Consider the following 23,244-nt stretch of genomic DNA (forward strand, 5'->3'; position numbering starts at 1 on the left):
GGGCCGGGCCCCCCCCCCCGGGCGGGGGGCGGCTTTCTTTTTTTGGTCCTCCCCCCCCCCCCCCCCCCACCACCGCTCCCAACGCCACCACTACCTCCATCAATTACACACCGCTGCCAGCACTTTACGCACACAGGTGTCCAGATCATCCGCCGCCGTATCGACCGTAATCTCCGGCGCTTCAGGTGCCTCATAAGGGCTATCGATACCGGTGAAGTCCTTGATCAAACCCTCTCGGGCCTTCTGATACAGCCCTTTCGGATCACGCTGCTCACAGGCCGCCAGCGGAGCGTTCACATACACTTCGATAAACTCCCCCGGCTCAAACAGCGCACGCGCGGCCTCCCGGTCTGAGCGGAACGGCGAGATAAACGCGCTGATGACAATCAACCCGGCATCCACCAGCAGCTTCGACAATTCACCGACCCGGCGAATATTCTCGGTGCGGTCCTCGTCCGTCATGCCCAGGTCCTTGTTCAGACCATGGCGCACATTGTCACCATCCAGCAGATAGGTATGCCGCCCCTGCGCCGCCAGCGCCACTTCCAGCGCGTTCGCCAGGGTCGATTTGCCGGACCCGGACAGGCCAGTGAGCCACAGGCAACGCGCCTGCTGACCTTTCAGCTTTGCCCGGTCGGCCTTGCTCACGCCACTGGCGTGCCAGACCACCTCGACGGGACTGTCGTTATCACGTTGCTCGTAAGGGCTACTCATCGCATATCATCCTCAAAAAGACCAGACCAGCGGGATCAGCGTCAGCGCGACAACCGCCGCAATCAGACTCAACGGCGCCCCCACCCGCACGTAATCCATGAACCGGTAACCGCCCGGGCCCATCACCATCAGATTGGTCTGATACCCCAGCGGCGTAATGAAACTCGCCGACGCCGCAAACATCACCGCCACCACAAACGGCATCGGGCTGACGCCACAGAACTCCGCCACCCCCAGCGCAATCGGAAACATCAGCACCGCTGCGGCATTGTTGGTGATCAGTTCGGTAAACACCACCGTCATCAGATAAACGAGTGCCAGCGCCAGCCAGGGCGAGGCGCCCACATTACCAAACACCAGCCCCACCACCCAGGCCGCCGCCCCGCTCTCGGTCATGGCCGCACCCAGCGCAAACGACGCCGCGATCACTACCAGCACCGGCAGGTTCACACTCACCATCAGGCGCGCCCGGTTGACCGTGACACACCGTGTACCAATCAACAGGCCACAGGCGACAAACACCGATTCCAGCACCGACAGCCAGCCGACCACGTTCAACGTCACCATGCCCACCAGAATAGTGACCGCCAACGGCGCCTTGCGGAAATCCGGCGGCGCCGAATCCTGCAACGGGCTCACCAGCATGAAGTCACGCCGATAGCGGTACTGCTCCACAAAGGCATGCCCGGTTTCCAGCAACAGCGTATCGCCCATGCGCAACTCGATGTCGCCCACCTTGCCGCTCATGCGCTCACCATTGCGGCTGACACTCAGGATCGCAGCCTGGTAGACCGTGCGAAATTCGCTCTGGCGCACCGTCTTGCCGAGGCCGGGGAATTCCCGCCCCAGTACCACTTCCACCAGACAGCGCTGGTGATTGCGCAGTTTGAGCTTGTCGACCCCGCCATTGGCGGTCTTCAGGCCATTGATACGCTGCAGCTCACGGGCACATTCCGGCGCCCCGACAAACACCAGATAGTCACCCTCATGCAGCTCCATATCCGGCGCCACAGCGGTGAACAGCTTGTCGCCGCGAATGATTTCCGTCAGGTAGCCGTGGGTCAGATTACGCAGACCGGCGTCACGAATGCTCTTGCCCGCCAAGGGGCTTTTTTCCGGCAAGCGCATCTCCACCCGGTATTCCCGCGCGTTTTCCAGCTGCTCCATGATGCCTTCACGCTCCGGCAGCAGGCGGTACCCCACCAGCACCAGATAGGTCCCGGCAATCAGCAACAGCGGCACACCGACCCATGCCAGATCAAAGATGCGGAAGCCCGGCAGCCCGGCCTTCTGGGCCAGACCGTCCACCACCAGATTGGTACTGGTGCCAATCAGCGTACAGGTGCCCCCCAGAATGGCGGCATAGCTCAGGGGCAGCAGCAGCCGCGACGGCGACACCTTCAGGCGCTGCGCCCACTCCTGCACCGCCGGGATCATCATCGCCACGACCGTGGTGTTATTGAGGAAGGCACTGAGCAGGGCGGTGGGCGCGACTACCCGCCCCAACGCCCTGCCCGGCGAACGTGGCTGCCCGAGAAAGCGATGCGCCAGCCAGTAAATCGCCCCGGTATCCCGCAATGCCGCCGCCACCACATACAGGGCCGCCACCGTCATCAGGCCCGTGTTGGCGAAGCCCAGCAGCGCCTCCGCCGGCGAAATCACCCCGGCCAGCACCACCACGACCAGCGCCGCCATCATGGCCATATCCGCCGGCACGCGATTGCTGGCCAGCATGCCCAGTACGCCGGCTACAACAAGCAATGTCAGTGCGATATCGAAGGTCAAAAGCCCCACACCTCACGCATCGCTGCCACAAATGCATCCAACTGCGCCACCGGCAGCACATTAACCCCTGCCGCCCCTTTGCGCCCACCCCCGGTGGGAAACCGCTTCGCCAACACATCCGCGCCTTCCGGCTTCTCCAACGGCGCACGAATGCTCACCGCCAGATCGCCGCCCGGCGTATGCGTCACCACCGCATGCGCCCGGCCCGGCGCCGCATTGGCCAGCTCATTGCCCAGCACGCCACTGACACGCCGTGCCCAGGCCGCATTCGGCAGGCAGATCACAGACACCCGTTCATCCTGGTAATACGGCGCCGCCTCACGGCCACGGGTCATGTCCTGCTGATACCCTTCCGCCAGGTGCTCCCAGGTGTCACGGTCCTCCGTCATGAACGCCGACGGCGACTCAAACGCCACCAAGCGCCGATACAGATCCGCCGGATGAAAATGCAGATCCTCCACCGACGCACCATAACCATTGTAATTCAGGCACACCCCCAGGGATTCCAGCTGCGCGCTATAGGCCTCACTGAAGCCCGCCTGCTGGCCACGCGCCAACGCCACCGCGCGCATATTATCGCCGAACGCTGCCGCAACAGCCCAGCCCGGATACCGCCCACCCAGATGCCGGTCCACCAGCAAGCTGGTGCACACCGTCGCCTCGGTTTCGATAATCGCCTGAAACTGCGGATGCACCGGCAAGTCACCACCGGGGTTGTGGTGATCCACATAAAACACCGGCACATCCTGCGCCAGCAGCGCCTGCACCGCATCCCGGTTACTCGCGAAGTTCACATCCAGCACCGTCACGCCACTGGCCTCACGCAAAGGCACCTGCTGCACCAGCGCCAGATCGCGCTTCACCCCGGTAATCAGCGTGCTGTCTTTCGGTTCCGCCAGGCGCAACTGCACCAATGCGCACAGGCCGTCGGCATCGCCGTTGAAAATATCAAAATGCATGTGTTTCCCAGAAGTGTTAGCTGTAGAAAGTCTTGTACCACGCAACGAAGTTCGCCACGCCCTCTTTGACCGGGGTGGCAGGCTTGTAGCCCACCGCCTGCTCCAGCGCAGACGAGTCTGCGTAGGTGTCCGGCACATCACCGGGTTGCAGTGGCAGCAGTTCCTTGATGGCTTCTTTGCCCAGCGCCTCTTCCAATGCCTCGATATAGGTCGACAGCTTCACCGGGTTGTTATTGCCGATATTGAAGAGCCGGTACGGCGCGCTACTGGTCGCCGGGTCCGGTGTATCACTGTTCCAGTCCGGATTCGGCTGGGCGATGTCGTCACTGGCGCGGATAACCCCCTCGACGATGTCGTCCACATAGGTGAAATCACGGGTGTGATTGCCGTGATTGAAGACCGGAATCGGCTCCCCCGCCAGAATCTTGCGGGTGAACAGGAACAACGCCATATCCGGCCGGCCCCAGGGCCCGTAGACCGTGAAGAAACGCAGCCCGGTGGTGGGCAGCCGGAACAGATGACTGTAGCTATGCGCCATCAGTTCGTTGGCTTTCTTGGTGGCGGCATAGAACTGCAGCGGATGATTCACACTGTCATGTTCGCAGAACGGCATTTTGGTGTTGGCGCCATACACGCTGCTGGTGCTGGCATAGGTCAGATGCTCAATCCCGCCCTGGCGGCACGCCTCCAGAATATTGGTAAACGCCACCAGATTGCTTTGTACATAGGCATGGGGATTTTCAATGGAATACCGCACCCCCGCCTGTGCCGCCAGGTGGATCACCCGATCCGGCTTGTGCTCGGCAAAGGCCGCATTCACCGCCTGCTGATCCGCCAGATCCTGCCGCACAAAGGCATACTCACTGCCAGTGCGTGCCGCAGTCTCTTCCAGAATCTTCAGCCGGGCTTCCTTGATGGCCACATCGTAATAGTCATTGACCACATCGAAGCCAACGACACTGTCGCCCCGCTCCAGCAAGCGCCGCGCCGTGTGGAAGCCGATGAAGCCGGCGTTGCCGGTAACCAGAATTTTCATGTTGCCCTCAGTCTTCATTAAAGGCGCAGGTCCACCGTCGTTCTCGGCAGAACATACTTGAGATCATACAGCACATGCTTGGGCCTCACCCCGATACACACCGGAGCTCCCCAACGGATCAAGCCTCAATCGGCCGGGCCGAGACATCCGGCATAATGCCCTCTTGTTCATTAAGCACCTGGAGCACCCGCGTGAGGTTGCCCAATGTGGGGTTACCCTGGGCGCCAAACATACGATGCAGGCTTTTCACAGCAATGCCGCTGGCGTGGGCGAGTGCTTCAAAGCCCATGGTGGCATTGATGTAGTCGCGCAACAGCGCACGGGCGCCGTCTGCATCGCCCTGCACGAGAGCGCTTCCCGCCTCAGTGAGCAGTGCCCTGCGGAACGCTGCATCGTCTTGCGCGCGAGCGCGCACGGTTTCCCGGAATGCCTTCGTCAGTGCCATGCTTACTCTCCGCTGCTACGCTGAATATAGTCGCGCCAACGCGCCTTAGCCTGCGTGATGTCCCAGCGCTGCCGCCGTTTGGACCCACCACCCAGCAACAACACGACACGCCCCGATGCATGAGCGAAATAAACCCGATATCCAGGCCCGGTATGAATACGGCGTTCCTGCACACCTTCGCCTACCGACTTAGTGTCACCGAAATTTCCAGCTTCCATCCTCGCCAGCACATGCGCTACACGAGCGGCCTCAGTGGCCGGCAAGCTGTTGAACCAACTGGCAAATGGCGACCTCTTCTGAGCGTCGAGATACTCTTCCAGTATCCACATTCACACCCCTACGATAGTAACCTATTCGTTACCATATATCCAGCCACCGAAGGCGCTGTATGAGGGAGCCAGTTTGTGTGTTTACCGAATAGAGCGCTGTAAGCCCCGGCTGAAATTCCTGTCAGCCGATACCGCATTCATCCCAACCCCGCCTCCCCCATCACCGCTTCCAACACCCGGCACGTCAAGGCCATTTCCGCTTCGGTCAGGGTGGGATGCACCAGGAACATCAAGCTGGTTTCGCCCAGTTCGCGGGCGAGGGGCAAAGGCGCCGCACAACCTTCAAAGTGAGAAACTGTGATGCCCGCCATCGGGCAGCTCGATGTCCACTGACACCTTGCCTCCCAATGCCTCTACATACCGCTTGAGCGAAGAAAGTCGCAGATCCTGGCCGCTGCGCTCCATCCCAGCCACCGTTGGCTGCTTGACACCAAGCGCCTGGGCAACGTCTACCTGCGTCTTTGCCAGCAGCGTGCGAATTTCTGCCAAATGAATATCCAGTATGATGGCATCCGCCTTCTCGCCCGCTTTCCTTACGACTTCAGGTTTCTCCGATTCCAGAATCTCGTTCAATGTTCTGGCCATGTTAATCACCTTCATCAAGCTGACGTAAATGCGTACGGTATGCTCGATCTGCGAGCAGGATCATCTCATCGTAAAAGCGCTTGCTCCGGCCGCTCTTCTTGCCTGCACAAAGTAGAATTGCGCTTCTTTGCGGATCGAACGCAAAGAATGCCCTGATCGGAACGCCCTTACTCTGAATGCGCAATTCTTTCATGTTCGAATATTCAGAGCCTTTGACAGTGTCTGCATACGGGCGGGATAACATCGGCCCTTTTCTGCTCAGCACCAGCATACCTGCAAGCACATTGACCCTGTCTTTTTCATCCAGATGGTCAAACCAACGATCAAATATGTCCGTCGTCTCCACACGCCACATACCATTTCATCCCTGAATATAGCAAAAGACCTATATAGTATTCAAGCTATAATGCGGCGTTTCCGCACCTCCATCTCAAATGAGCCTATGCGATTAAATAGAAGCGGGCTGTACGCCCCGGCTGAAATCCTTGTCAGCCGATGCCGTAGTTGGGCGTGAGATTTCAGGTGGGACGGTGCGGTGGGCCGGTGTGGGCCGATGCGTGCGGCTCGGTGCGCTTCGCCTTGCTCAGCACACCCTACGATAAGGCTGCGCCCCCCGTAGGGTGTCCTGAGCAAGGCGAAGCGCACCAAACCCAACAACCAGCCCATTCACCCCAACCCAGCCTCCCCCATCACCGCTTCCAACACCCGGCACGTCAGGGCCATTTCCGCTTCGGTCAGGGTGGGATGCACCAGGAACATCAGGCTGGTTTCGCCCAGTTCGCGAGCGACGGGCAAACGTGCTTCGGGGCGGAAGCCCGTTCCATCAAAGGCCTTCTCCAGGTACACCTCGGAGCAACTGCCGGAAAAACACGGCACCCCACGGGCACTGATTTCCTGAAGAATGCGGTCACGCGACCAGCCGTCGGCCAGCCTCTCCGGCACCACGAAGACATAGCACTTGTAGGCCGCATGGGTGGCCCATGCCGGTATCGCAGGCACACGCAGGCCCGGGCACTTTGCTGCGGTTTGCCATATGCGGTTCGCGTTATTCAGGCGAGCAGACTGCCAGGCGGGCATGCGCTGGAGCTGAATGCGCCCGATGGCCGACTGCATTTCCGTCAGGCGCCAATTGGTGCCGAAGCTTTCATGCAACCAACGAAAGCCGGGGGGATGCTCGCGCTCGTACACCGCCTCCCAACTTTTACCGTGGTCCTTGTAGCTCCACATGCGGGACCAGAGCGCACGGTCATTGGTGGTGACCATGCCCCCCTCACCGCCGGTGCTCATGATCTTGTCCTGGCAGAAGGACCAGGCACCGATATGGCCGATGCTACCCACCGGCTTGCCGCGATAACGGGCCCCATGCGCCTGGGCGCAATCTTCGATCACTTTCAATCCGTGCTCATTGGCCAGCGTCATGATCGGGTCCATGTCGCAGGGCATGCCGGCCAGATGCACGCAGATCACCGCGCGGGTACGCGGTGACAACACAGCGGCAATCGTTGCCGCCGTAATGTTCTGCGAATCAGCATCCACCTCCGCAAACACCGGCACGGCCCCGGCAGAGGCAATGGAAGACGCCGAGGCAAGAAACGTACGGGGCGTCACCACCACCTCATCGCCAGGGCCGATCTCCAGCGCCTTGAGTGCCAGATCCAGCGCCAGAGTGCCATTGCCCACTGCCACGGCGTATTCGCACTCGGTAAAGGCTGCAAATTCACGCTCGAACGCCCTGCCCTCCTGGCCGGTCCAGTAGTTGACCTTGTTGGAGAGCAATACGCGCTGCACGGCCTCAGCTTCTTCCGGGGTAAATGACGGCCATGGGGAAAAGGGGGTGTTCAACATCACTACATCTCGCAATTCATTGATAAAGCGGCCGCGCCGGGTTACCCACCACAACCGCATCATCCGGTACATCACGCACCACCACGGCGCCTGCACCAACGGTGGCATTTGCACCGATCTTCACCAACTGTTTGACCGCCGCACCGATACCCACCCAGGCTCGCTCACTGACGGACACACCACCGGCCAGATTCGCACCCGGGCTGATATGTGCAGCAGGGCCAATCACACAATCATGATCCACCGTTGCACCCGTGTTGATGATGGCGCCGTCACCTATGATGGTGTCGGCATTGACGACAGCGCCGGCAAAAACAACCACGCCCATGCCTATTGATGCATACCGGCTGATCGAGGCCGCCGGATGCCGGAGTGACACCAGCGCCGCCCCAGAGTCCAGCAACTCTGCAATCCGCGTATGGCGCGCCGCGTTATTGCCAATGGCCACGACAACACCATCGAAATCCGCCAGGGATGCCAGCAGCGCGGCTGAATCCCCCTGAACGTGCCAATGGCTGTTGGCATTGAGGGTCGGCCAGGCATCATCGAAGAACACCACCTGTTGCCAACCCGCCTCCTCGGCACAGTCTGCAACCACCTTGCCGTGGCCGCTGGCGCCAAGCACCGCAAGCTTCTTCATTCCTTGCTACCGGTAAACTTTGACATGGTTGCTTCGCCCTCTGCGGATATGCCGTCTCGCACCAGCACTTTTTTGACCGTCAGGAACAGTATCTTGATATCCAGCCACAATGACTGGTTATCAACATACCAGACATCCAGCTTGAATTTCTCTTCCCAGCTTATGGCGTTCCGGCCGTTAACCTGAGCCCAACCCGTGACGCCCGGTCGTACCTCGTGTCGGCGGGCTTGTGACGGGGAGTAAAGCGGAAGATACTCCATCAAAAGGGGGCGAGGGCCGACCAAACTCATATCTCCTCTGAGAACATTTAGAAGCTCAGGCAGCTCATCTATGCTCGTAGAGCGAAGAAAGCGCCCCAATCGGGTAATGCGCTCTGAGTCTGGAAGAAACAAACCTTTATCATCGCGCAAATCTGTCATGGTTCGAAACTTAATCATTCGGAAAGGCCTGCCCGATAGACCAGGTCTAATTTGGCAGAAAAGAACCGGCTTCCCAAGAAAAATAACTATCGATAATGCAACGATAAGCAGAAGCGGAAACAGGCCTATCAATGCTAGGCCGCTCACGAGAATATCCATACTTCTTTTAATCATTCAAACACCTTCCTGGACTGCACTAACAATTACAGCTTCTAACTGAATGGCCAAGGCATCTCTATTAAACTCTCCGTTAGCCAATGATAATGCCGACACTGACGCCTTTTCCATGCTTTCTGAATCAGCCAAGTAATCCACAAGATCTTGCGCCGATTTACTAACATTTCGGTCAAGAACCAGTCCACAGCCGCTATTCTTCAGGATTTCCTTCTGCCAACCCCTATAGTTGATCATCACTGGGGTGCCTGACGCCAGCGCATCAAAAAATTTATTGGCGGAGTTCGACTCCATTTCCGGAAGTGGAAGGAAAAGAGAGGCAACGATACTTGCGTCTCTGAATGCCGAAACAAGGTCCTTCTTTGGCATGCTTTCAAACAAATGAAAGTTCACACCCAGAACCCCCATCTCTTTCGCCTTATTTATTATTTTCTCTTTCTGAGCACCATCCCCAATGACAAAAAAATCAATCTCACTATCAATATTAACCACAGAAGCAGCAATATCAACCAAATAACCAACATCATTTATGTGACCCAAAGTTCCAGGATAAAGAACGACTTTTTTGCACTCCCTACCGATAAGAGAGGAAAAAAAACACCCCCCCCCAGAATCATCATTGCTCTTGAACAAATCAGTATCGCAGCTGTTGGGTATAACGTATATTTCGCTTTCTGGGTACCCCGCTCTTTTTATCCCTTCAGCCATCCCTGGAGAAAGAGCCACTATCTTCTTTGAATTATAGTAAGCGAATCTTTCGAGCTTGCCAGCCAAGTAGATAGCCAAAGGATGAGAAATTGCGCCCATTGCAATGGGCAGCTCCGGCCACAGATCACGAACTTCAAACACCATGGGAACCTTTAAACGTCTCGCTGCATAAACGCCCGGCAACGCTATTGTGAGAGGAGTGCTTGTCGCTAGTACAACATCCCCTCCTATCTGCACAGCCTTCGGGCCTGCACGCATCGCAAAACGCGCGAACGCTTTCATTCGGTCGGAATAGCTCATATGGTTTGAGTAGTGGACGGGCAGCCAATGAACATTGATACCCTCAATTTTCTCAGAGGACCAACCTTTTCTGGAGGTATCACCTTGCCAACTAGTGATTATATGAACATCATGGCCCTTGGCAACCAGTCTACGAGCCATCTCGTATGATCTCGTACCTCCAGACATTGAGGGTGTCACAAAGTATTGATGCAGGTAAATAATTTTCATCGCAACACCTTTTCCGGGATGGCCACGGCATCAGGACTTTGCTCATACATTAAATCCAACAGAGCATTTGCTTTATTTCCAGAAGCAAAACCCGTCCCATCATCGAAGATATCCGAATAAAACTTTATGCTTGATTCAAATTCATTCCGAAGGAACTCAAGAAATTTCGTATCGACACCCGCCTCCTCAAACGAAACCTTTCCATTTTTAAATGCCACACCCTTCAAACCAATTTTCTTCATTAAATTGACGAATTTATGGAACCCCCAGCTTCGAAATACAGAGGCCGCACCAGCCATAAATTTTGACAAAATCGGGAACCGCGGTGATATACCCTCGCCAACCCGCTTCTCGGGCGACGTCCACGGTATATCTGAAACTCCGATAAAAGAAGAGATTCCCGAAAGAACAGAAGTATAAGAATCGGCCACCATTCTGGAATCAATCAATATTACATTTTCCTCTCCCACTGCCTCAATCCATCTCTTTACCCAATAACAATAGAAACTTGATCTATAAACATTTGGGTTACTAAAGAAGTCAGGATCTATCTTTTTTGCTCTTCCCTTGGCAAAGCTATGAAGAAAGTGAGAGACGGACCTTTCGACAGGATCTCTCAAACTAATTATAATCTTTGCATTGTCAATTTTCTTGATTGCCTGAATCGCTCGGTTATCTGAGAAGTATGTGGGTCCAAACTCCCCCGCCACCTTTCCCGAGGCATCCCCATAAAGGGTCTCGTAGCGATCAAGCCCGCCTTGGCTTTCTGATGAAAAGAAGAAAGTTTCTTTTACATGCATGGGCAAATCAACTTCCGGATGCTGCCGGAACATCTGATCCATCCAGCTAGTACATGTTTTCGTCGGCCCCACACCAATGAAGAAGCAATCGCGACCAAGAATCTTAACTTTACTCTCATCGTCGGAGTCTATAGCCATAGTCGCTATACCTTACGCAATGAAAAAAGGAAAAGGGTTCCACAGAATATGAAGAACATTAGGCTGCTAGCCAGATAAGTTCCGATGCCGTTCTTAAATAAAGTAATAAATCCTGATGACATCCATATTCCAACAGGAAACAGGGTTCCCGAGCGAACCGACATAGAGGACTTGGCCAAGAATGAAATAGTAAATGGAGAAAGAAAAGCAAAAAAGTAGGAGAGCGCTCCAAAGGAAAAATATAAATCCCCAAACCAAAACAGGGATGGGCTGGCACGCATGCCGGAGTACAACTGAATTATCCCATCCGCAGCAACTGGCTTGCCTTCCCACATAAATCTGGGGATGGGAGAAACCAAACCCTGGATGATTGAATAGAACCATTGAACCCCAAATTGATCAGTATAATCCATTACAATTAGGAATGTTGAAAATCCACTCGCAGCACTCCCAAAAAGGACTTGACCCGGTGATCTAATCGAAAACGGATCGACAACCTCCCCTCTGAACAGGTTTGTAACATAAACTCTTATAGCCCACAGTATTACGAATAGAACAAGTATAGACATAGAGATGAATGATGCTTTCACGATGCTTATATTTACTGTTTTCCCATAAACAGTGGAAGACAGCAATGCCCAATAAAAAAGCCAAACTATCAATTCCCTTCTCTGCCCAGTCCCTACAAGCACTAGAAAGACTAAAGCAGAAATGAGAATATATGGTGTGCGAGCCGGTCGTTTTGCTATCAGAAATACTGTCGCAATTGCAATCGGCAAATATACGTGAATCCCACGAACTATGTAGTTTGAAAATTTTCTGTCTTCAAAATATGCTGGCGAAAATATTCTAACCAAGCCACTTGGAGAAAATTCCGAGACATACGCAAGATTTGCCAGCCATATAAAAACGGCCACAAACACAGGGAAAAGATTTACTTTATAGCCACCCAAATCAGCGACTGAATTTCTCAGATTTAGATTTCGTGAGTACGTAACAAGAAATGCGGACATAGAAAAACATAAGCAAATAAAACATAATTTCACCAGCGCCATTCTAGCTTCATAGTTATCACGTCTCGATATATCAATATTCTGAAATCCATACCCCAAGAAATCTTCATGGAAGCCGTTGATATACAGATAAGCCGGGACAATACCCCACGCAGCCGTTAAGAACGGAATCATAGCGATCATGTTGTAGTGATCGCGAGCCACACCTCGTGCGCCCACGAGTATGGAAAAAAAGAAAACTAAAATTACAAGGAGTATCTCCATGAATATCTCGCACACTATATGGAGAAGAGGGCCGCTTTGTTCCTATCAGCCGCATCAAGCATAGCCTGAGGAATCTTCACCGGACAGTTACTTTCTAGCACACTCTTTGCGTGCTCAAGAATACTCTGCGGTCTCCAGTCGAGGGACGAGAAACACCTCCAAGCCTCATCCATCTGCCTATAGAACCTTGGCGTCTTAGGATGATAAGGAATAGCACAAACATTTCTCCCAAATGCCGATGAAACGATGCCGACATGCAATTTAGAAGTAAGTACATAATCAGCGTTAGCCAAGTAAGCCATTGTTGTGTCACAGTCTTCAAAATTAATTTTCCCTACCTCAAGACCGCATGATAGCGCAGACTCCAAAAGGTAATCCGCTGCTCTTTCCTGCTTCGTCTTACTGTAGCCACGCCCCTTCCCATCCATTATCACAAAGAAACGCCAATCATCTCCTTTTTGCTTTATTAGCTCGATCATTGCGCTAATAATTGAGAGCAGGTGCGACTTCTCCTCATACTTATCGACAAGGTGGATAAGGCCTACCCTGACTCCCTTACGATGAAGCTGCTCAATTTTCTGTGGGCTTTCGATGCTCGTGCCGTGCAAACCAATCGCAAGATCCGTAGTTACAGCCATCCCATCCGAAACCCGACCTCCGTACTTCTCGAAATAATGCAATGACTCTTCGTCTCTAAAGTGGCATATTTCACATGCGCTCAAAGCTCTCACGACCTTATCCCTAATTTTTGTAGCGGATATTGGTCCGAAGCCTATACCCACTGCTATTGGGGGTCTCTTGGCTTTCTCCATCGCAGCCCAAAGAGCAACACCATGCCTATAATTGAACCGGCGAGTCCATTCATCTATACTCTTACCGGGCTCACCAAAGTAGCCTCCACCGCAGAATACCACTCGTTCAGGGCTACTAATAAGGCCACCCCATCCTCTAGAGACATTCATGGCACGGAGCGAAGAAGGGGCACAGAAAGGTAAGGCTACCGAACTATTCCCTTGCTCTGAAATTAACTTCCTTGCCTCACTAACAAGAAGAAGATCACCGAAATTGGAACCAAAATATGACCCATGAAGCCATATATTTTTTCTCCGATCAGGCTGATTCATTACATACCTCTTTCCATAGTCTAACCTTCCTCTTTGCTATCAATTCATTGTTAAATAAAAAAACTATTTTATTTCTACTCCTGGTCCTGATTTCACCCTCCTTTTCATCAATAGCTTGGGCGACCCTCTTCGCCACATCAGGAAACCGAAACAAATCCGCATCAACAATAAAGCCATCTTCTCCATCTGCTATAAGTTCAGATATCCCTTCGCTTCGTGATGAAATAGGGATGCAGCCTACCATCATTGCTTCTTTTATCACGTTAGGAAGTCTTTCTGACTTACTTTCTGAGGCAAGGATGATAACGGAGCTTTCCATGAACTTTCCTATCAGCTTATCTTGACTTATGTAACCGAAAAAATTTATGTCGCCCGCGTGACCTTGCTTGCTGGCATATATCTCAAGATCTTTTCTCAATGGGCCATCGCCGTATATATTCAACTCTGCATCCTTCCATACTTTTTTTAGATTAACAAAGAAATCTATTGCCAAATCAACTCTCTTAGGCTCAATAAGCCTGGATGCAACTATCACTTTCCTGGATTTACTTTTAGGAACCGTGCGTGCGTTATTACCCGGTAAATTAACCCCTCTGTAGAAAACTTCCGACTTCACCCCCCATTTCTCCTGGAGATAATCGCGACTCGCATTGCAATGTGTGATAACTGCATTTGCGTTGCTTGTTGACCATCTCGACAAGCCGTACTCACTTGTCATATCGTAAGCGCCGCAGAATGTAGTGAATTTCGTTTCTCCCTTTTTCAAATTTTTAATTGCATACGCAACAAGGGAGGGGTAGTGGGCCCAAAACAAATGGATTACATCATATTCTTCCGAGACTATTCTCCTTGCTATAGCCAACGACGAAGGAATCAGTATAATCGCCCTGATAAGCTCAACAGGCTTCTTGCTGTACTTTAATGAGAATAGCATCATCAGAATAAATAACGGAGAGAACAGACTCCTTAACTTCTCACCTAACCTGATCTTTTGGAGCGATAGACCCTCAATACCGAAACCCTCGACTGGCCACTTATCTTCTTGCCTGTATATATCGACGCGGCACCCCACCTTATCCAAGGACTTTAGCTCGCTAACTCCAAAACTCTGACTGCGAACAGGGAAGGCAGTGAATATATATGCTAGTTTCATACTTTACCTTTCATTGCAGCTTAATTTTTCTCGCAACCGCGAAATCCGAGACAATGGCAAAGGTCAGATAAATGAGAAGACATAGGACCCCGTATACCTTAATCGCCGCAAGTGTACCGAGATTGAAGGCTACCAGCGCGAGCGTCAAAGCCTTCAACACCATTGAGAGCAGCTCGTACATCGCCAGAGCTTTATGATATTTTAAAGCCCTGTTTATGGCCAAGTATGGTAATGCCAAAGTCGAACCTACAGCGTACAGGCATAAGTACCAGATCACCGTTCCCAACCCCCGCCAATCATGCCCAAATATCCATTCAGCCAACATGTCTATATATATATATGACACCATCAGCAGAGGCAGAGACACGATGGCTATAGCAAAAACCATCTTTCTGGTGTTTAGGTATGCTTCCTTCAAGTCCACTCCGGCACTGACGGTGACCACTTGCTTTATCGTGTTGCTTACGACACTCAAGGGCGCCCTAATGAGCCTATCGGCCATGGAGAAAATACCTATAATCGAAGCGCCTCCGGCAGCAGGAAGAACCAAGTAGGGCATGGTTTTGGACAGCGAGTTCAGGAAGGCTTGCGGTGCGTTAAAGTATAAATGGGTGCGTTCAGCCTTAAACTCTCTGATTGACTCTTTTATATTTACTCTTCTGCTTGGAAGTATTTTTACTGCTATGAAACGCGACCGACTGCCCATTAGAAAAAGAATAATCACCCCTAGTGACATTGAAATAAAATGCGATACCACAAGCATATCCCAGGACGACTCTCCCATTATTGCTGGAATAAGGAGCTGGAGACCAACCAATGATATAACCTTGCAAAATCTTGACACGGCAAGGAGCAAAAACTCCCGAACCTTTACCAAGTACATTTCAAGCAAGTTATAGATGGCCAGGGTTACTGCACTTATCAGAATATAAAGAGCAAACTTAAACTTATATGGATCTAATAAGAAAAAAGAAAGGGAAAGCGCCCCCGCTCCCAAGAACGTGGCAAAGAGAATCAGCACCCAAAATGAGTTTACAAATGCCTCTATTTCTTTGCTTTCCTTTTTGTAGGCTAAAGCTATCTCCCATTTCAAAGTCAGGCCGATAACAGAAAGGTTTAGTAGCGCAACGAAGATGCCATATGGCGCGTATTCACTAGGGCCATAGAGCCTCGCAATTAGCGGCAACGCGCATAGGTATATAGCTTGCGCCCCCACTCCACTACCTAAAACCCTCGCTATATCTTTGATCAATTTTTGTATCATCCGGACGGGCTAAAAATTGCGGAAGCGAGCAGCGGAACTGCCTCTTGACCGCTTGAAAGCTGATCACAGTTTATAGCGACGGCAACCAAATACGACTCATTACGGCCAAGTTTAGTCGCCACCGGGGAATTGCCACCCCGGCCCAGCAATGCAGAGTCTTCAGACACGCTACCGCCCCAGGATTTGTCGCCTTTCCCTGATGGCGTGGCCTTTTCGGCCGTCATACGGGTGGGTGCCCCGTGGTCCGGTATGCCCTGTGAGGGACAGCAGACACGGAGTAGACCACCTATCTGTTCAATGGTTGAACACAAATGTGAAGTCTGGATGAAAGTGTGACGGACTTCAACTTCTCTGCACGGGCGTGCGAGGTGTGTTCGGGTGCCGAATGAAGGCGAGTGGAGTGTAGCGGTCCGGGTGGGCTGGTGGTGTGCGCCAGGTGCGCTTGTGCGGGAATTTTACGGTCTGGGGGCGGTTCGCGCGTGCCTGCCAACCGGGCACCCATTCGCAGTATGCTCCTGGATCAGGGCCTGTGATGTTCGCTCAGCCAGTCTCGGAGCGCCTGATTCATCCGTGTTTGCCAACCCGGGCCGGTGGCGCGGAATGCCTCAATGACATCCGGATCCAGACGCAGGCTCACCTGCTCTTTGCGATGCGTGGCCGGGGGGCGACCTCGACGCGGGCGCAGCATCGCGTCAGTCTGAGGCTTGCCGAACAGACCGGGCAGTATTTCGCCCGCGGGGCGCGCAGCAGCAAAATCCTTGTCTTGCCATTCCGGGTTGGTGTCATCGGGGGGCTCAGTGTCGGGGTTTCTGGCGCTCATATCTGTTTACCTCTCGGGGGAAAACCAGCACATGAAGTCTCTCGTAAATCGGTCCCATCGCGACGTATCTGGGCTCACCATAATTACGCCGCTTGTCCTCCCTCATCAGAGCCGAGCCCCACTCGAAATGATGAACGAGGTCGAAGCTCCAGCGTATTCCGGAGACTCTTGTCCTCATCATACGTAACATCCATGTTTTTTGCATCTACATAAAATGAACAAAATATAGACTAATACTGTTGGAACAGTATGGCGTCGGATTGATACCTTCTCAGAGACGGATATGGCTGTCTGTCAGCCAGGGATTAAGGATTTGTAGGTGTATTGAAGTTGGTGGGGCGTTCGGTAAGTGGCGGTGTGGTAGATGGTGCGGCGCGGCGCGGCGCGGTGTGGTGCGGTGTGGTGCGGTGCGGCGCGGTGCGGTGCGGTGCGGTGCGGTGCGGCGCGGTGTGGTGTGGTGTGGTGTGGTGTGGTGTGGTGTGGTGTGGTGTGGTGTGGTGTGGTGTGGTGTGGTGTGGTGTGGTGTGGTGTGGTGTGGTGTGGTGTGGTGTGGTGTGGTGTGGTGTGGTGCGGTGCGGTGCGGTGCGGTGCGGTGCGGTGCGGTGCGGTGCGGTGCGGTGCGGTGCGGTGCGCTTCGCCTTTGGCTCAGCACACCCTACGGGGTGGGCGTGTGGAATACGTAGGGTGTGCTGAGCGCAGCGAAGCGCACCGGCGCACCACCACGCTGATCTGATCAGACCCTGCGGCGCAACATCACCGCGGAGATCATGTGCGTCAGACCACCCACCGAGCAGATCAGCGTGAATGCGCCGGGTTGGCTTTGGGACACTTCCCAAAGTGCTCCGGCCAGTGCCACCACCAGGACCATGTAATAGGCCGTGGCTACGGCGCGCAGTTGGATCTGCGCATGGCGTTCGTCCAGGGGTGGTTCGTTGCTGAGTATCTGCACGGCCTCGAAGCGCTGGCCGAAGCGCATCACAGCCGCATACGCCAGCATGATGCCCAGCATCACCAGACCAACCACGGGCTCACCGGCGGCCAGCCAGGCCGTCAGAAACATGATTGCCCCGAGCACCAGGGCGGTTACGGGCACCAACAGGGGTTTGTTGCCGTGGCGGGATTCAGCCGCTCTGATCATCGAACACCTCCTCTACGGGCCTGCCAAAAAAACGCGCCAGCGCCAGGGCCAGTGGCAGCGACGGGATATAGCGCCCCATTTCGATGGAGTTGATCGTATTGCGGGACACCTCCATCTGCTCGGCCAGTTCTGCCTGGGTCAGTTGGCGTGCTTTGCGCAGGGCACGTATGTGATTGATCATATGCCAAGCTTACTTGGCACTTTCGGAAAATGCAAAGCTTGCTTGGCATTGGGTGAGGAGGTGCAGGTGATTGGCGGATTGGATTGGGTGGCGGGGGTTTGGGGTCAGGCCTTTACCAGTTGAATCGTCTGCCAACGAGAGCAGCCACCTGGTCTTTCTCCGAAGCGAAGTAATCTACAAGATAATCGTAAACCTCAGGGTCCACCGCTTCCCTGTTAACGCCAACGTTTCTGGCGACGGTATTGTCAATGGAGACGTCTTCCTTCACACCGCAGAATCGAAACACCTCGCTCAGCACGCGGTCTGGCTCTGCGAAGAACTCCTCGCTGGATAGCACCAGTATCTGCTCGCTCGGGAAAAGCTCATAGTAGCGCTTGAGCTGTTCGTAATACTTGCCCCGCGCCTTGTATGATTTCTTGATGAAATCATAATTCTTGAAATCGCCCGATTCGAGCGCCTGGCGCACGAAATCTTCGTTGTCCAGCAAGGCCTCGTCTGCTTCCCGGGTCTCCCGGCCCTTTCTTTTCTGGTGGAAATAATGGGAGATGGCGCGCTCAACAGGGTTTCTTAACAGGATGATAATTTTGGTGTCTGGAAATGCCTTCTGTATTCTCGGTGCCGCAACCGGCGAGAAGAGGTATAACGGCGAGGCTTCATAGACCACTTTGTCAGCAACGGCGGCAGCCAGCGGAAAGTTGGCACGGTACCAGCGCAAGCCTTTCTTATACCGGTCCACCGCCGGGTTCAACCCGCCATCGAAAAAGTGCACCTCTTTTCGGAAGCTGGGTGCCATCTCCGGATGCTGGGAAAGGTAATCAAACAGGCTGGTTGTGCCACCTTTCTGTGTCCCGGCAATAATGACATGCGGCCTGGCTCGGAGCGGGGATGTCACATACCGCACCAATTTTAAAATACCTTGGGTAAATTTTCGCAACGCCCTTTTCACTGATCCCCCGATTACAAGAGCAATACAAGCTGAAATTTACAATTTCGCCATTACATTTTGGTGCCAAACCTCGCCCTCGCACATAATAACCCTATTCCCCCGGAAAAGGCATATTGGCTGACGTGTGCAGAAATCAGGCATGCTGTCCCTCTCAGGGTGATCTGAACGGGGACGGAGGGCGTCATGCGGTATCTGGGTCATTTCCTGCCATTGCTGGGCAGTATTGTGTTCGTCTGGGCACTATTGCTCGTTGTCGGTTTTTTTCTGGGTTTTGATCATGGCCTCTGGCTGACCGGGGCACTGCTTTTCGGGGTGCTGGGGCCACTGATGGTGCTGTTTGGTGGTCTGCGCACCACGCTACGGCGTTGGCGCTGGCGCGACTACGGCTTCAGCCAGATCTGCCTGCCACTGATGTATTACCGCGGTACCGAACGGCTGGATGCATCAGGGCAGGCGCTGCTTAACCGCCGTGGTGAGCCTGTGCTGGCAAAGAAGCCACCCGAGAACTTGCGCCATGCCTGCTGCGTCGCGCTGCTGTCACCGGCAACGATAGTGTTGTGCCGGGCGGACAAGCAGGTCTGCGAGGGCCCCATCAAGGGAATACCGTGGAACGATCTGAACGCCGTGCTGGCAGAGGTGCCGCTGACGGATTTGCGAGGTATCGACCTGACACTATTCGATGCCGAGGAAATTCGTCAGGCGCAGGCCGCTGACCTGTCAGGGCGCACCTTCTTCACCGCCATGCTCTCGCTAACCTGGTCCATTCAGGGGGGCGAGCAGCGTCGCGCGGTATTCGGGTTCAGCCGCGATCAGGGCAAGGCGCCGGTACGCGAGGCCATCACACAGCTGCTGTCCGAAGGGGGCCTCCCAACGCCGGGGCTGTTACGGGATGCCGGTAAGGACAACCTGGTCGCCAGCCAAGGGGTGGCGGACGCTGTGGCAGCCTACTTGCGGGCCTGGGCGGGTTGACCCGGGCGGGGTGATTGATCAGTCACGCTTCAGACCCGGGTTTGCCGTGAGCTCCGCCCTGAGTTCAGCGATTTCACGGATCAGGGCGTCGTGCTCGGCTTCCTTGCGGCGCAGGAAGCGCAGCGTCAGGGCGGCTTTTTCCTTGATGCCGCCGGGAGTGAGCTTGTAGAGGTACGCTTTCTTGTTGTTGCTGCGACGAAAGTTCTCGGCCTTGATCCAGCCTTTTTCCACCAGCGCACGTACGCAGTAATTCACTTTGCCGAGGCTGACACCCAGCCGTTCGGCCAGTTCGCGCTGCGACAGCTCCGGGGCCTCCTCAATCAGGCGCAACAGGCGCAGGTGCGCATCCTCGGATATCAGGGCACTGTGTGTGGTTGCCGATGGCTCGGCGGAGGGCTGTGTTTTTGTTGTCTGTTCAGTCATTGAACAGATTCTGGCACGGTCTTTCACAGAATGGCAAATTGAGCGGCCAGTCAGGCAAGGCCATCAACCCGCCGCGACATCCGCCATCTGTATGACCAGGCGCTGGCGTCGATGCATCAGCTCCAGCAGCACCACCACCCGCTCTTCGCCATCGAAACCCTGGAAAATGGCCTGCACGTCGGCAAACGGGCCGCGGGTAATGCGCAGCATCTCGCCGGTACGGAACAGCGCCGGCCTGGCGCTTTCTCGCTGATCTATCTGAACGCGAATACTGTTGATAATGTCATCGGCAACCGGCACAGGCTTGTTGTCGAAGGTCACCAGGCGTTGCACGCCGCGGGTAGAGCGAATCGGTTGCCAGCTGTCGGCCCCGGGGCGCAGGTACACGAAAAGATAGCCGGGAAACAGTGCCTCCCTCACCTGCTGGCGGCGACCACCGCGCAAGCGGTCGACGCAGATCCGGGGGAAGTAGCACCGGTAGCCCTGGTTAATCAGATTCTGTTCGGCCCGTGTACCCTGGCGGGGTTTGCTCTGAATCAGGAACCAGCTTCCGGTCTGTGCCATCTTGGCTTGCATGATCTCTCCTTGAACCCGTTGCGCCCGAACCTCAATTTAGCAGAGCCATGGGGCCCTGTGTAGGCGCAATCATTTGTACTCGTACGCGTAGTAGGAATACGCGTTGCTGGCCTTGCGTTCCACCGCGTTGAGGATGCACCCCTTGATGGTCACGCCATTCTGCTCGAAGCGGCGCAGCGTGTGATCAATCTCTTTGACCGAGTTGTGCCCGTAGCGGGCCACCACCATGCCGGTGCCGGCAACCTGCCCGATAATCGCAGCGTCGGTCACCGCGAGCACTGGCGGTGTATCAATCACCACCAGGTCGTAGTCCTTGCTCAGGGTGTCCATCAACGCCTTGAAGCGCGGATGCATCAGCAACTCAGCGGGATTCGGCGGTATCTCGCCTCGGGAGATGAAAGACAGATTGTCGACGTCGGTCGGGGTCAGCACCTCCTCCAGCGTGTTCTGGCCGGACAGATACGTGGACAGGCCCTGTTTCGCCTCCCCGGTGAAGTATTTGTGCATGTGCCCTTTGCGCAAATCGCCATCCACCAGCACCACCCGCTGGCCGATCTGCGCCAGCACCATGGCCAGGTTGGCGGAGATGAAGGATTTACCGACATTGGGGCTGGGGCCGGAAATCATCAGGACGTTGTTGTCCGCTTCCATCATGGCAAAGTGCAGGCTGGTGCGCAGACTGCGGAGGGCCTCGATGGTCAGATCACCCGGGTTGGTTTCTGCCAACAGATGATGGCGCTTGGGCGTTGTGCCCCGTCTGCGGCTGATGCGTTGCAGCAGGCGTTCGTTCTTCATCTGGTCTTCGGACAGGGGCAGCGTGGCGTATACCGAGATGCCCTCCTGCTCCAGTTGTTCCGGGCTTTCGATGCCGCGATTGAAGACGGCGCGCACCAGCACCATGCCGACGCCGCCCATCAGGCCGAGCAGGGTCGAGAGCGCAACGATCAGTGTCTTCTTTGGCTTCACTGGCTCAGGCTGAACCTGCGCCGAGTCAATAATCCGCACGTTGCCGACAGTGCCCGCCTTCAGGATGCGCAATTCCTGCGCCCGGTTCAGCAGCTGCAGATAGATTTCCTGATTCAGTTCGACATCGCGCATCAGGCGCAGGATTTCCTGTTGCTTCTCCGGAAGATTCCGTACCTGACCATCCAGCCGCTCACGCTCTTCTTCCAGGCTGCGCCGTTGCTCCAGCAACGTGCGGTAAGCCGGATGTTCACGGGTGTAAAGCCGTGCCACTTCGCTTTCCTTGAATTTCAGATCATTCAAGCGTGCTTCCAGCTCCACCAGCTGATCAAGCACCGCTTTGGTTTCCAGCGACAGGTCCACCGATTCGCTTTCCAGGCGATATTCATTCAGCAGCTTCTCCGCCGCTTCGAGCTCTTCACGAATTTCCGGGACCTGTTCATCCAGAAACTCCAGGCTCTTCTCCGCCTCGGCAGAGCGGCGCTGAATGTTCTGCATCAGATAATTGCGTGCGACCGCATCCAGGGTGGCCTGAACACGTGCGGGATTTGGGCCGGTCATGCTCAACGTCAGGATGCCGGTATTGCGGCCGCGCTCCGCCACCGACAACACGCCCTGCAGATTACGAATCACATTGGCGCGGGAGCGTTTGGTCAGGCTGAAGCGCTCGCCCGGTGCCGCATTCAGTTCGGCCACATGCAACACGACGCGCTCGTCGCTGGAGCGCAAGGTCTGACCGGCCGGCCCGCGCAGCATTTCCTCGCCTGCCAACGTCAGGACCAGGCCGCCGTCGTCCTGCACCCGCAGCTCGAATTCTTCACCACGCAGCCAGTCCGGCACGTCGAAGCGATCAATCCAGAGCTGGCGTTCCGCATCCGCCCAACCGGAAAACAGCATGCGATTGTCGGCCGGTTTCGGGCCAGTAAAGCGACCGATAAGGGGTGCCGCCGCCGGTTGCACATCAATGTCCGCTTTCAGCTCGTCACTGGCGTTGCCCAGCACCATGCGCGAACGCACGATTTCAATTTCGGTCTGCGCAGAACTTTCACTGCCGAACATTTCGGACAGGTCACCGATCAACGGCATGCCGGACTGCCGGGCTTCCACCTGCAACAGTGCATCAGCACGATAAATCGGCGTTGCCAGCGTGGCATAGGTTGCCCCCATCACCAGCGCGATAATAGCAATCAGAGCAATCTGCCAGCGATGGTCCACCAACAAAGCCCAGAGGCGGGTCAGATCAATTTCGTCTTCGCCCGTGCTCGCTGTGGCGCGGGAGGCGCTGGTGCTGGCGGGACGGTTATCCTGGGTCATGCGGTGCTC

At 54.9% G+C, this 23,244-nt stretch carries 26 protein-coding genes; 1 reads left to right on the forward strand and 25 read right to left on the reverse strand.

Annotated elements, in window-relative coordinates; translation table 11 throughout:
- Nucleotides 1-99 precede the first annotated feature (99 nt).
- The 22 genes from cysC to K8B33_RS03510 all read right to left on the reverse strand — a co-directional run bounded on the left by cysC (nucleotide 100) and on the right by K8B33_RS03510 (nucleotide 18,990).
- Nucleotides 100-714: an adenylyl-sulfate kinase gene (gene cysC, locus K8B33_RS03405; RefSeq protein ID WP_223423298.1), complete on the reverse strand. Its 615-nt coding sequence runs from the start codon at nucleotides 712-714 to the stop codon at nucleotides 100-102.
- A gap of 12 nt (nucleotides 715-726) precedes the next feature.
- Nucleotides 727-2,499: an SLC13 family permease gene (locus tag K8B33_RS03410; protein ID WP_223423300.1), complete on the reverse strand. Its 1,773-nt coding sequence runs from the start codon at nucleotides 2,497-2,499 to the stop codon at nucleotides 727-729.
- The gene (locus K8B33_RS03415; RefSeq protein ID WP_223423303.1) at nucleotides 2,496-3,458 is read right to left on the reverse strand and encodes a DHH family phosphoesterase; all 963 of its coding nucleotides are present in this window, start codon (nucleotides 3,456-3,458) and stop codon (nucleotides 2,496-2,498) included. Before K8B33_RS03415 ends, K8B33_RS03410 begins: the two co-directional genes overlap by 4 nt.
- Nucleotides 3,459-3,474: 16 nt before the next feature.
- Entirely contained in the window at nucleotides 3,475-4,494 is a 1,020-nt protein-coding gene (locus K8B33_RS03420) for an NAD-dependent epimerase (protein WP_223423305.1), read from the reverse strand.
- Nucleotides 4,495-4,612: 118 nt separating this feature from the next.
- The gene (locus K8B33_RS03425) at nucleotides 4,613-4,939 is read right to left on the reverse strand and encodes a helix-turn-helix domain-containing transcriptional regulator (protein WP_223423307.1); all 327 of its coding nucleotides are present in this window, start codon (nucleotides 4,937-4,939) and stop codon (nucleotides 4,613-4,615) included.
- A 2-nt stretch (nucleotides 4,940-4,941) separates the two neighbouring features.
- Entirely contained in the window at nucleotides 4,942-5,268 is a 327-nt protein-coding gene (locus K8B33_RS03430) for a type II toxin-antitoxin system RelE/ParE family toxin (RefSeq protein ID WP_223423309.1), read from the reverse strand.
- Nucleotides 5,269-5,405: 137 nt separating this feature from the next.
- Nucleotides 5,406-5,579, reverse strand: coding sequence for a hypothetical protein (locus K8B33_RS03435; protein ID WP_223423311.1), 174 nt, complete (start codon nucleotides 5,577-5,579; stop codon nucleotides 5,406-5,408).
- Nucleotides 5,551-5,853 (reverse strand): helix-turn-helix domain-containing protein, encoded by a 303-nt coding sequence (locus K8B33_RS03440; protein ID WP_223423313.1) that lies wholly within the window; start codon nucleotides 5,851-5,853, stop codon nucleotides 5,551-5,553. Before K8B33_RS03440 ends, K8B33_RS03435 begins: the two co-directional genes overlap by 29 nt.
- Before the next feature lies 1 nt (nucleotide 5,854).
- Nucleotides 5,855-6,208, reverse strand: a complete 354-nt coding sequence (locus K8B33_RS03445; RefSeq protein WP_223423317.1) for a type II toxin-antitoxin system RelE/ParE family toxin — start codon at nucleotides 6,206-6,208, stop codon at nucleotides 5,855-5,857.
- Nucleotides 6,209-6,519: 311 nt separating this feature from the next.
- Nucleotides 6,520-7,698 carry a DegT/DnrJ/EryC1/StrS family aminotransferase gene (locus tag K8B33_RS03450; protein ID WP_223423319.1) on the reverse strand — a complete coding sequence of 393 codons (1,179 nt, stop codon included), beginning with the start codon at nucleotides 7,696-7,698 and terminating at the stop codon, nucleotides 6,520-6,522.
- 16 nt (nucleotides 7,699-7,714) lie between these two features.
- On the reverse strand, nucleotides 7,715-8,338 hold the full coding sequence (locus K8B33_RS03455; protein WP_223423321.1) for an acetyltransferase: 624 nt from the start codon (nucleotides 8,336-8,338) through the stop codon (nucleotides 7,715-7,717).
- Complete coding sequence (locus K8B33_RS03460; protein WP_223423324.1) at nucleotides 8,335-8,931, reverse strand: sugar transferase; 597 nt, start codon at nucleotides 8,929-8,931, stop codon at nucleotides 8,335-8,337. Before K8B33_RS03460 ends, K8B33_RS03455 begins: the two co-directional genes overlap by 4 nt.
- Nucleotides 8,932-10,149, reverse strand: a complete 1,218-nt coding sequence (locus K8B33_RS03465) for a glycosyltransferase family 4 protein (RefSeq protein WP_223423326.1) — start codon at nucleotides 10,147-10,149, stop codon at nucleotides 8,932-8,934.
- A complete protein-coding gene (locus K8B33_RS03470) occupies nucleotides 10,146-11,087 on the reverse strand; it encodes a sulfotransferase domain-containing protein (protein WP_223423328.1) in 942 nt (313 codons plus the stop codon). The genes K8B33_RS03465 and K8B33_RS03470 overlap by 4 nt, the downstream gene beginning before the upstream one ends.
- Before the next feature lie 5 nt (nucleotides 11,088-11,092).
- Nucleotides 11,093-12,364: a hypothetical protein gene (locus tag K8B33_RS03475; protein WP_223423330.1), complete on the reverse strand. Its 1,272-nt coding sequence runs from the start codon at nucleotides 12,362-12,364 to the stop codon at nucleotides 11,093-11,095.
- A 14-nt stretch (nucleotides 12,365-12,378) separates the two neighbouring features.
- A complete protein-coding gene (locus tag K8B33_RS03480; protein WP_223423333.1) occupies nucleotides 12,379-13,488 on the reverse strand; it encodes a polysaccharide pyruvyl transferase family protein in 1,110 nt (369 codons plus the stop codon).
- Nucleotides 13,475-14,641 (reverse strand): glycosyltransferase family 4 protein, encoded by a 1,167-nt coding sequence (locus tag K8B33_RS03485; RefSeq protein ID WP_223423335.1) that lies wholly within the window; start codon nucleotides 14,639-14,641, stop codon nucleotides 13,475-13,477. Before K8B33_RS03485 ends, K8B33_RS03480 begins: the two co-directional genes overlap by 14 nt.
- Nucleotides 14,642-14,651: 10 nt before the next feature.
- Nucleotides 14,652-15,893: a lipopolysaccharide biosynthesis protein gene (locus tag K8B33_RS03490; RefSeq protein WP_223423337.1), complete on the reverse strand. Its 1,242-nt coding sequence runs from the start codon at nucleotides 15,891-15,893 to the stop codon at nucleotides 14,652-14,654.
- Nucleotides 15,894-16,425: 532 nt separating this feature from the next.
- Nucleotides 16,426-16,725 carry a BrnA antitoxin family protein gene (locus K8B33_RS03495; protein ID WP_223423339.1) on the reverse strand — a complete coding sequence of 100 codons (300 nt, stop codon included), beginning with the start codon at nucleotides 16,723-16,725 and terminating at the stop codon, nucleotides 16,426-16,428.
- Nucleotides 16,726-17,458: 733 nt separating this feature from the next.
- Nucleotides 17,459-17,863: a hypothetical protein gene (locus K8B33_RS03500; protein ID WP_223423342.1), complete on the reverse strand. Its 405-nt coding sequence runs from the start codon at nucleotides 17,861-17,863 to the stop codon at nucleotides 17,459-17,461.
- Entirely contained in the window at nucleotides 17,847-18,044 is a 198-nt protein-coding gene (locus K8B33_RS03505; RefSeq protein ID WP_223423345.1) for a helix-turn-helix transcriptional regulator, read from the reverse strand. The genes K8B33_RS03500 and K8B33_RS03505 overlap by 17 nt, the downstream gene beginning before the upstream one ends.
- Before the next feature lie 112 nt (nucleotides 18,045-18,156).
- Nucleotides 18,157-18,990, reverse strand: coding sequence for a sulfotransferase domain-containing protein (locus tag K8B33_RS03510; RefSeq protein ID WP_223423348.1), 834 nt, complete (start codon nucleotides 18,988-18,990; stop codon nucleotides 18,157-18,159).
- Between the two features lie 183 nt (nucleotides 18,991-19,173).
- Between K8B33_RS03510 and K8B33_RS03515 the strand changes: the two genes are divergently transcribed.
- Nucleotides 19,174-19,959, forward strand: a complete 786-nt coding sequence (locus tag K8B33_RS03515; protein WP_223423350.1) for a hypothetical protein — start codon at nucleotides 19,174-19,176, stop codon at nucleotides 19,957-19,959.
- Between the two features lie 18 nt (nucleotides 19,960-19,977).
- On the opposite strand, the gene K8B33_RS03520 is transcribed toward K8B33_RS03515, so the two are convergent.
- From K8B33_RS03520 to K8B33_RS03530, 3 genes are all read right to left on the reverse strand, one after another.
- Nucleotides 19,978-20,382, reverse strand: coding sequence for a MarR family EPS-associated transcriptional regulator (locus K8B33_RS03520; RefSeq protein ID WP_223423352.1), 405 nt, complete (start codon nucleotides 20,380-20,382; stop codon nucleotides 19,978-19,980).
- A gap of 63 nt (nucleotides 20,383-20,445) precedes the next feature.
- Nucleotides 20,446-20,958 carry a transcription/translation regulatory transformer protein RfaH gene (gene rfaH, locus K8B33_RS03525; protein WP_223423355.1) on the reverse strand — a complete coding sequence of 171 codons (513 nt, stop codon included), beginning with the start codon at nucleotides 20,956-20,958 and terminating at the stop codon, nucleotides 20,446-20,448.
- 69 nt (nucleotides 20,959-21,027) lie between these two features.
- Nucleotides 21,028-23,235 (reverse strand): polysaccharide biosynthesis tyrosine autokinase, encoded by a 2,208-nt coding sequence (locus K8B33_RS03530; protein ID WP_223423357.1) that lies wholly within the window; start codon nucleotides 23,233-23,235, stop codon nucleotides 21,028-21,030.
- Between the last annotated feature and the right edge of the window lie 9 nt (nucleotides 23,236-23,244).

It is taken from the genome of Alcanivorax limicola, assembly GCF_019931215.1.
Lineage (GTDB): Bacteria > Pseudomonadota > Gammaproteobacteria > Pseudomonadales > Alcanivoracaceae > Isoalcanivorax > Isoalcanivorax limicola.